This is a genomic window from Pseudomonas sp. TWI929 (assembly GCF_039673335.1).
Lineage (GTDB): Bacteria > Pseudomonadota > Gammaproteobacteria > Pseudomonadales > Pseudomonadaceae > Aquipseudomonas.
Window position 1 is genome coordinate 1 of the sequence record NZ_JBDJLK010000146.1, and the last position, 8,078, is coordinate 8,078.

The 8,078-nt window shown below is 63.6% G+C and carries 7 protein-coding genes; 5 read left to right on the forward strand and 2 right to left on the reverse strand.

What is annotated here, in order from left to right; genetic code table 11:
* Positions 1-230, reverse strand: a 230-nt coding sequence (locus ABE456_RS27840; protein ID WP_346646796.1) for a hypothetical protein, incomplete at its 3' end; no start/stop codon positions are given.
* Between the two features lie 14 nt (positions 231-244).
* On the opposite strand from ABE456_RS27840, the gene tusA reads away from it, so the two are divergent.
* Both tusA and pdxB read left to right on the forward strand, forming a co-directional pair.
* Entirely contained in the window at positions 245-487 is a 243-nt protein-coding gene (gene tusA / locus ABE456_RS27845) for a sulfurtransferase TusA (RefSeq protein ID WP_012271322.1), read from the forward strand.
* A gap of 60 nt (positions 488-547) precedes the next feature.
* Entirely contained in the window at positions 548-1,690 is a 1,143-nt protein-coding gene (gene pdxB, locus ABE456_RS27850) for a 4-phosphoerythronate dehydrogenase PdxB (protein WP_346646797.1), read from the forward strand.
* Positions 1,691-1,910: 220 nt separating this feature from the next.
* Here pdxB and ABE456_RS27855 read toward each other — a convergent pair whose 3' ends face one another.
* A complete protein-coding gene (locus tag ABE456_RS27855; protein WP_346646798.1) occupies positions 1,911-2,084 on the reverse strand; it encodes a PA1571 family protein in 174 nt (57 codons plus the stop codon).
* Between the two features lie 210 nt (positions 2,085-2,294).
* Here ABE456_RS27855 and ABE456_RS27860 point away from each other — a divergent pair, with 210 nt between their 5' ends.
* The 3 genes from ABE456_RS27860 to mqo all read left to right on the forward strand — a co-directional run bounded on the left by ABE456_RS27860 (position 2,295) and on the right by mqo (position 7,748).
* Entirely contained in the window at positions 2,295-4,058 is a 1,764-nt protein-coding gene (locus tag ABE456_RS27860) for an ABC transporter transmembrane domain-containing protein (protein ID WP_346646799.1), read from the forward strand.
* Between the two features lie 189 nt (positions 4,059-4,247).
* On the forward strand, positions 4,248-5,864 hold the full coding sequence (locus tag ABE456_RS27865; protein ID WP_346646800.1) for a methyl-accepting chemotaxis protein: 1,617 nt from the start codon (positions 4,248-4,250) through the stop codon (positions 5,862-5,864).
* Positions 5,865-6,173: 309 nt separating this feature from the next.
* The gene (mqo, locus tag ABE456_RS27870) at positions 6,174-7,748 is read left to right on the forward strand and encodes a malate dehydrogenase (quinone) (RefSeq protein ID WP_346646801.1); all 1,575 of its coding nucleotides are present in this window, start codon (positions 6,174-6,176) and stop codon (positions 7,746-7,748) included.
* Positions 7,749-8,078 lie beyond the last annotated feature (330 nt).

The following is an 8,078-nucleotide window of genomic DNA, read 5'->3' on the forward strand; positions in this document are numbered from 1 at the left end:
GGGGCCTCAGCGCTTGACGGGCATCCATGCCCGTCACCTCCCTCCGCAAGCCCTTCGCTCGGCCTCCTGAAGTCGCGAAGATCAAGATCAAGATCAAGATCAAGATCAAGATCAAGATCAAGATCAAGATCAAGATCAAGAGCAGAGCAGAGCAGAGCAGGGCAGGCGCTCAGGGTTGTTCGCAAGCGGTGCTTGGACCGCGTCGCGCTATGCGCGACAATAGCGATCATTTGCGGAGCCCCCCATGACCGATTTCACCCCCGACGCCGTCCTCGATGCCACCGGCCTGAACTGCCCGGAACCTGTGATGATGCTGCACCAGCACGTGCGTAACCTGGCCGCCGGCGGCCTGCTCAAGGTCATCGCCACCGACCCGTCGACCCGCCGCGATATCCCCAAATTCTGCAACTTCCTCGGCCACGAACTGCTGCAGCAGCAAGAGGACGCCGGCACCTTCCTCTACTGGATCCGCAAAAAAGCCGACTGAAGCGCTCTGGAACACGCCCGGCGTTGCGCCTACACTGCGTTCCCCAGACAGGAGAGCGCCATGCTGATAGTTGCCGACGAGAACATCCCGCTGCTCGATGCCTTCTTCCAGGGTTTCGGTGAAATTCGCCGTTACCCGGGCCGAAGCCTCGATGCTGCCAGCGTCAAGGACGCAGATATCCTGCTGGTGCGTTCGGTAACCAAGGTTGACCGCCAACTGCTCGAAGGCAGCCGTGTGCGCTTTGTCGGCACTTGCACCATCGGCACTGATCACCTGGACCTGGACTACTTTGCCGAGGCCGGCATCCGCTGGAGCAGCGCGCCAGGCTGCAATGCCCGCGGCGTGGTCGATTACGTGCTGGGCAGCCTGCTGACCCTGGCCGAGCTGGATGGCGTGGCACTGCCCGAGCGTGTGTATGGCGTGGTGGGCGCGGGTGAAGTGGGTGGCCGCCTGGTGCGGGTGCTGCACGGCCTGGGCTGGAAGGTGCTGGTGTGCGACCCGCTGCGCCAGGCCGCCGAGGGCGGCGACTACGTCAGCCTCGAAACCATCCTGCAACAGTGCGACGTGATCAGCCTGCATACCCCGTTGCAGCGCGGCGGCGAGCACCCGACCTGGCACCTGCTGGGCCAGGCGCAGCTGGCGCAGTTGCGCCCAGGTGCCTGGCTGGTCAACGCCAGCCGTGGCCCGGTGGTGGACAACGGCGCCCTGCGTGAGCTGCTGCTGGACCGTGAAGACGTGCATGCGGTGCTCGATGTGTGGGAAGGCGAGCCGCAGGTCGACCTGCAGCTGGCCGACCTGTGCACCCTGGCCTCGCCGCACATTGCCGGCTATAGCCTCGATGGCCGCCAGCGTGGCACGGCGCAGATCTACCAGGCGCTGTGCCGCTTCCTTGGTGTGGAAGAACAGGTGCAACTGGCCGACCTGCTGCCGCGGCCGCCGCTGGCGCAGATCGAGCTGGATGCCAGCACCGACCCGGCCTGGGCTTTGGCCACCCTGTGCCGTGCCGTGTACGACCCGCGCCGTGACGACGCCGATTTCCGCCGCAGCCTCAGCGATGACCCGCAGCAGCAGCGGGCGGCGTTCGACCAGTTGCGCAAGCAGTACCCGCCACGGCGCGAAATCGAGGGGCTGGCAGTGCGCTTGCGTGGGGAAGCGCCGCAGTTGGCGCAGCTGGTCAGTGCATTGGGTGGGGTGCTGGCCTGAGCAAGTCTGATCTTGCAGGCATTTGCGCTTACCTTGTGGGAGCGGCCTTGTGTCGCGAAAGGGCTGCAACGCAGCCCCGACAATTTATGCAGTGCAGCTGAAATTCTGGGGCCGCTTTGCGGCCCTTTCGCGACACAAGGCCGCTCCCACAAGGGGCCAAGTTAACTTGCAGGGCAAATAAAAACCCGGCGCAAGCACCGGGTTGCAAGGAATTCGCCGATCAACCTTTGCGCACGCGCTCTACCCGGCTTTCTTCCAGGGCCTTGCAGGCCTGCTGGATCATCTGCTCGGTGATCGGTAATTCGCGCCCCTGGGCGTCGATGATCGAACCGCACACTTGCGGTTGTGGGGTGGTCCGGGGTTTCTGGTTGTCGCTGCTGTGCTGCAAGCTCATGTATCGTCTCCTCGTCAGGTTCAAGCTCAGGCTAACCCTGCGCCGTGACTGGCCTGTGACAGCCCCTGTGTCACGGCAGCAACAGTCCAGCAGAAACTGTGTGAAAGCTCCATAGTCTGGTTAGACCAATAAGCTATAGCCTGGCTGCAAGGCTTACTCTGGCCAGGAGGAGTGGTAGTCTGCGGCTTCCCCGCCATTGTGGTCGCTGCCATGCCCGAATCGGTTTCCCCGCGTCAACGCCGCGCCTTGCGCCTGGCCTGGCAGTTCGTTCGCCCCTATCGCCGGCAGGTAATGCTGGCCTTGCTGGCGCTGGTGGTCACTGCCGGTATTACCCTGTCGATGGGCCAGGGCATCCGCCTGTTGGTGGACCAGGGCTTCATGACCCGCTCCGCGCACCAGCTGAACCAGACCATCGGACTGTTCTTGGTGTTGGTGCTGGCCCTGGCGATGGGCACCTTCAGCCGTTTCTACCTGGTTTCGTGGATTGGCGAGCGCTGCGTGGCCGATATCCGTCGCGCCGTGTTCGACCACCTGATCGGCCTGCATCCGGGTTTTTTCGAAGACAACCGCAGCTCTGAAATCCAGTCACGGCTGACCGCCGACACCACCTTGCTGCAATCGGTAATCGGTTCATCGCTGTCGATGTTCCTGCGCAACGTCTTGATGGTCATCGGCGGCGTGGTGTTGCTGTTCATCACCAACCCCAAACTCACCAGTATCGTGGTGGTGGCCTTGCCGCTGGTGCTGGCGCCGATCCTGCTATTCGGTCGCCGGGTGCGCAGCCTGTCGCGGCAGAGCCAGGACCGGGTGGCGGACGTGGGCAGCTACGTGGCCGAGACCCTGGGCCAGATCAAGACCGTGCAGGCCTACAACCACCAGGTGCATGACCGCCAGTTGTTCGCCGGCACGGTCGAGGCGGCATTTTCCGTGGCCCGGCAGCGCATTGCCCAGCGTGCCTGGCTGATCACCCTGGTGATCGTGCTGGTGCTGGGGGCGGTGGGGGTGATGCTGTGGGTCGGCGGCATGGACGTGATCGCCGGGCGCATTTCTACAGGCGAGCTGGCTGCTTTCGTGTTCTACAGCCTGATCGTCGGCAGCGCTTTCGGTACCCTCAGCGAGGTGATCGGTGAGCTGCAGCGTGCGGCGGGCGCTGCCGAGCGCATTGCCGAACTGCTGGCGGCGCGCAGTGCGATCCTGCCACCAGCCGTAGTGAAGACGTTGCCGCAACAGCGGGCCAGCGGCCGTATCGAGCTGCAACAGCTGGTGTTCGCCTACCCGTCACGGCCCTCGGTGGCGGCTATCGATGGCTTGAGCCTGGCCATTGAGCCAGGGCAGACCGTAGCCCTGGTGGGGCCCTCGGGGGCGGGCAAGTCAACTCTGTTCGATTTGTTGCTGCGCTTTTACGACCCTCAGCAAGGGCGCATTCTGCTCGATGGGCAGGCGATTACCGAACTCGAACCCGATCAGCTGCGCCAGCAGTTCGCCCTGGTGGCGCAAACCCCCTCACTGTTTCGCGGTACGGTCGAGGCCAACATTCGCTATGGCCGGCCCAAGGCAACCTTGGCCGAGGTCGAAGCGGCGGCCCGTGGTGCCTATGCCGACGAGTTTATCCGGCAGCTGCCGCAGGGCTACCAGACGCCATTGGGTGAGGGCGGTATTGGCCTGTCCGGTGGGCAGCGGCAACGCCTGGCCATTGCCCGCGCCTTACTGGTCGATGCGCCAATCCTGTTGTTGGACGAAGCCACCAGTGCGCTCGATGCGCAGAGCGAACACCTGATCCAGCAAGCATTGCCCAGCCTGATGGCGGGGCGCACCACGCTGGTGATCGCCCATCGACTGGCCACGGTGCAACATGCCGACCGTATCGCGGTCATCGACAAGGGCCGGCTGGTGGCGGTGGGCACACATCGTCAATTGATCGAAGAGAGCCCGCTGTATGCACGGCTGGCGGACTTGCAGTTCACTACCGGGTAGCTAGTCGTGGCTTTGTAACATTTCTGTAGTAATTGCCTGAGAGTATCTAGCTCAACTGTTGTGTAAGTGCTCGACCTGGCTGCCATTTTTGATGGCAGCTTTTTTTTGGCCTGCCAACAAGGACATGGAATGTCTTACCTGGCGTTGCGGATGCGCGCCATTCCTTTCCTTCCGGTTTCGAGACCCACGATGTTGCGTAAATCACTCAGAGTGCAAATTCTCTCGCTGCTCGGCGGCAGCCTGGTGGCGATGCTGCTGATCGCCCTGGTGTGTTTCCAGTTCCTGTCGTCCAGCGTGCGCGGCTACGCCGAGCTGGTGGATGGGCCGCTGCGGGCCTCGCAATTGATCGACGAAGCCAACCTGCAGTTCAAGATCCAGGTGCAGGAGTGGAAGAACGTGCTGCTGCGCGGGCGCCAGCCAGCTGACATGGACAAGTACTGGCAGCAGTTCCAGGCCCGCGAGCAGCAGGTGCAGCAACTGCTCGGGCAGCTGATCGAAAGCAGTGACGCCAGGCTCAAGGCACCGCTCCAGCAACTGCGCGACAGCCACCGGCAGCTGGGCCAGGCCTATGCGCAGGGCCGCCAGGCCTTCCTCGCCGCAGGGGGCGACCCGGTAGCTGGCGACCAGGCGGTCAAAGGCGTGGACCGCGCCGCCAGTGAGCAGATGAGCGAATTGGTCGAGCAACTGCGTGCCGATGCCCTTCAGCGCGCCGCCAGCCTCAGCGCCAGCGCCGAGCGCACGGTATGGCTGGGCCTGCTGGTGATGCTGGCATCGGCGCTGCTGGTGGGGCTGCTCAGCCTGTGGCTGGTCAACCGCAGCCTGATCGAGCCGATCCGCCAGTTGATCGAGTACGTCGCGCAGCTCAGTCAGGGCCGCTTTGCCGCGAGTGTCGACAGCCGCCGCGAGGACGAACTGGGGCGCCTTGCGCGGGCGGCCAATACCCTGCGCGACTTTCTCGCCGACACCGTCGGCCGGTTGCAGGACAACGCCCAGGAGCTGGAAGGCGCCAGCGGCCAGTTGCGCAGCATTGCCGGCGACATGGCCCGTGGCACCCACGACCAGTTCCAGCGTACCGACCAGGTAGCCACGGCCATGCACGAGATGTCCGCCACCGCCCAGGAGGTGGCCCGCCACGCCGTCGAGGCTGCCCGAGCGGCGGATGACGCCGACCATAGCGCCCAGGCAGGCGAGCAGGTGATGCAGCAGACCATCGACATCATCGGCCTGGTCAACCGCGAAATTGCCGGCACTGCGGCGGTGATTCGCGACCTGGAGCATGACAGCACGCGCATTGGCAAAGTGCTGGAAGTGATCCGCGGGATTGCCGAGCAGACCAACCTGCTGGCGCTCAACGCGGCGATTGAAGCGGCGCGTGCTGGCGAAGCAGGGCGCGGTTTTGCGGTGGTTGCAGATGAAGTACGCAGCCTGGCCCAGCGCACGGCGGCGTCGATTGCCGAGATCCACCAGATCATCGAAGCGGTGCAGTCGGGGGCGGTGGAGGCGGTCAAGGCCATTGAAAGCGGCCAGCAGCGCAGCCAGGAAGGGGCTGAACAGGTCGAGCAGGCCGGACAGATGCTGCAGCGCATTACCCAAGCGGTGGAGGCGATCCGCGACATGAACCGGCAGATCGCCACGGCGGCTGAAGAGCAGACCAGCGTGGCCGAGGACATCTCGCGCAACCTGATCGAAATCACCCGCATTGCCACGGCCAACCAGGAAGCTGTACAGCACACCGAACAGGCCGGCCAGCGCCTGCACGGCTTGTCTGGGCAACTGGGCGAAGTGACCTCGCGCCTCACCGCCTGACGCGCCATCTTGTGGGAGCGGCCCTGTGTCGCGAAAGGGCCGCGAAGCGGCCCCCGGTTTTCAGCTTCGCCGCAAAAATTACTGGGGCTGCAATGCGGCCCTTTCGCGACACGAGGCCGCTCCCTCAATGGAGCTGCGCCAGGCTCGACATTGGGGAAATCCGCCACTTCTTCACAGCACATCAAACCCCTGTGGCGGATTGTCGCCATGCGCCCCGTCGTCTCACCCCCATATTCATTGCTCCACCCCCCAGTTGGCACGTTCCCTGCTCCAGGCGGCGCGCGTGCATACAACAACTGGATAACATCAATGAAGAAATTCCTGCTGACGTTCCTCTGCCTGGGCGTCATCGGCTGCTCCAAACCTGCTGAGCCGGAAAAGACCGTCGACGTGCTGCTGATCGGCGGCGGTATCATGAGTGCCAGCCTGGGCACCTACCTCACCGAGCTGGAACCGTCCTGGAAGGTCGACGTCTACGAACGCATGGGCCAGGTCGCCGAAGAAAGCTCCAACGCCTGGAACAACGCCGGTACCGGCCACTCGGCGTTCTGCGAGCTGAACTACACCAGTGTCGGCAAGGACGGCCGCATCGACATCAGCAAAGCGGTAGGGGTCAACGAGCAGTTCGAGGTGTCCAAGCAGTTCTGGGCCTACCAGGTCGAACAGGGCGTGCTCAGCAACCCGAAGGCGTTCATCAACAACGTACCGCACATGAGTTTTGTCTGGGGTGACGACAACGTCGCCTTCCTGCACAAGCGTGTCGAGGCCCTGCAGCACAGCTCGCTGTTCCGTGGCATGGAAATCTCCGAAGACCACGAGCAGATCCGCCAATGGGCACCGCTGGTAATGGAAGGCCGCGACCCGGCGCAGAAAATTGCCGCCACGCGCATGGCCATCGGTACCGACGTGAACTTTGGTGAGATCACCCGCCAGCTGTTCGCCTCGATGGCCCGCAACCGCAATGTTTCGCTGAACCTGCGCCATGAAGTGCGCGACATCGTGCGCAACGACGACGGTACCTGGCATGTGCTGGTGGCCGACCTGGCCAACGGTGGCAAGGAGAAGGCGGTCAACGCCCGCTTCGTATTCATCGGCGCCGGTGGTGGTGCACTCAAGCTGCTGCAGAAGTCGGGCATCCCCGAGGCCGAAGGCTATGCCGGCTTCCCGGTGGGTGGCCAGTTCCTGATGACCGATAACCCCGACCTGGTCGCCCGCCACCAGGCCAAGCTGTACGGCAAAGCCTCGGTCGGCGCGCCGCCGATGTCGGTGCCGCACCTGGACACGCGGATGATCGATGGCAAGCAGGTGCTGTTGTTCGGCCCGTTCGCCACGTTCTCCACCAAGTACCTCAAGCACGGCTCGCTGCTGGACATGTTCGCCTCGCTGAACAGCCACAACGTGCTGCCGATGCTCAATGCCGGCATCGACAACATCGACCTCAGTACCTACCTGATGGGCCAGCTGATGCTCAGCTTCGACGACCGCATGAACGCGCTGCGCGAGTACTTCCCCAATGCCAAGAACGAAGACTGGAAGCTGCTGCAGGCCGGGCAGCGGGTGCAGGTGATCAAGAAAGACCCGGTTCTTGGTGGGGTGCTGCAGTTCGGCACTGAAGTGGTGGCGGCGCAAGACGGCAGCATCGCTGCATTGCTGGGTGCTTCGCCGGGCGCCTCGACCGCAGCACCCATCATGCTGACCGTGCTGGAGAAGACCTTCAAGGACCCTATCCAGTCGCCGGCGTGGCAGGCCAGGCTCAAGGAAATCGTGCCGAGCTACGGGCAAAAGTTGAACAACAACCTGGCGCTGACCAACCAGACCCGCCAGTGGAGCAGCGAGCGTTTGCAGCTGCTGTATGTGCCGGTGGCGGCTGAACAGGTGCACTGACGTGCACCTTTTGACCGGCTAACGCGGTCAACTGTGGGAGCGGGCGAGCCCGCGAAGCAGGCACCGCAGGGGTTGGCACGGGCTGCGCCCGTGTTCGCGGGCACGCCCGCTCCCACAAGGATTGCGCAAGCTTTTAGGTGTTGAACAAGGCAATTGCTCCCACTGGGAAGGCCAGCCAGGGCGGAGACATTTTTCGGCACAACAAAAAGCCCGCTCAAGGCGTAATGCTGTTCACTTAAGCGGAGCAGCCTTACGATCCACCGGATACCGGGTTTTGGAAATCTTCACCGTCCTTGGCCTTCCTGGCCTTGGACGGTGATCCAGAAACAT

Bases quoted from the DNA above. Each gene is read 5' to 3' on its own strand.
- ABE456_RS27855 (WP_346646798.1), bottom strand. From the start codon at position 2,084: ATGAGCTTGCAGCACAGCAGCGACAACCAGAAACCCCGGACCACCCCA.
- tusA (WP_012271322.1), top strand. From the start codon at position 245: ATGACCGATTTCACCCCCGACGCCGTCCTCGATGCCACCGGCCTGAAC.
- ABE456_RS27860 (WP_346646799.1), top strand. From the start codon at position 2,295: ATGCCCGAATCGGTTTCCCCGCGTCAACGCCGCGCCTTGCGCCTGGCC.
- pdxB (WP_346646797.1), top strand. From the start codon at position 548: ATGCTGATAGTTGCCGACGAGAACATCCCGCTGCTCGATGCCTTCTTC.
- mqo (WP_346646801.1), top strand. From the start codon at position 6,174: ATGAAGAAATTCCTGCTGACGTTCCTCTGCCTGGGCGTCATCGGCTGC.
- ABE456_RS27865 (WP_346646800.1), top strand. From the start codon at position 4,248: ATGTTGCGTAAATCACTCAGAGTGCAAATTCTCTCGCTGCTCGGCGGC.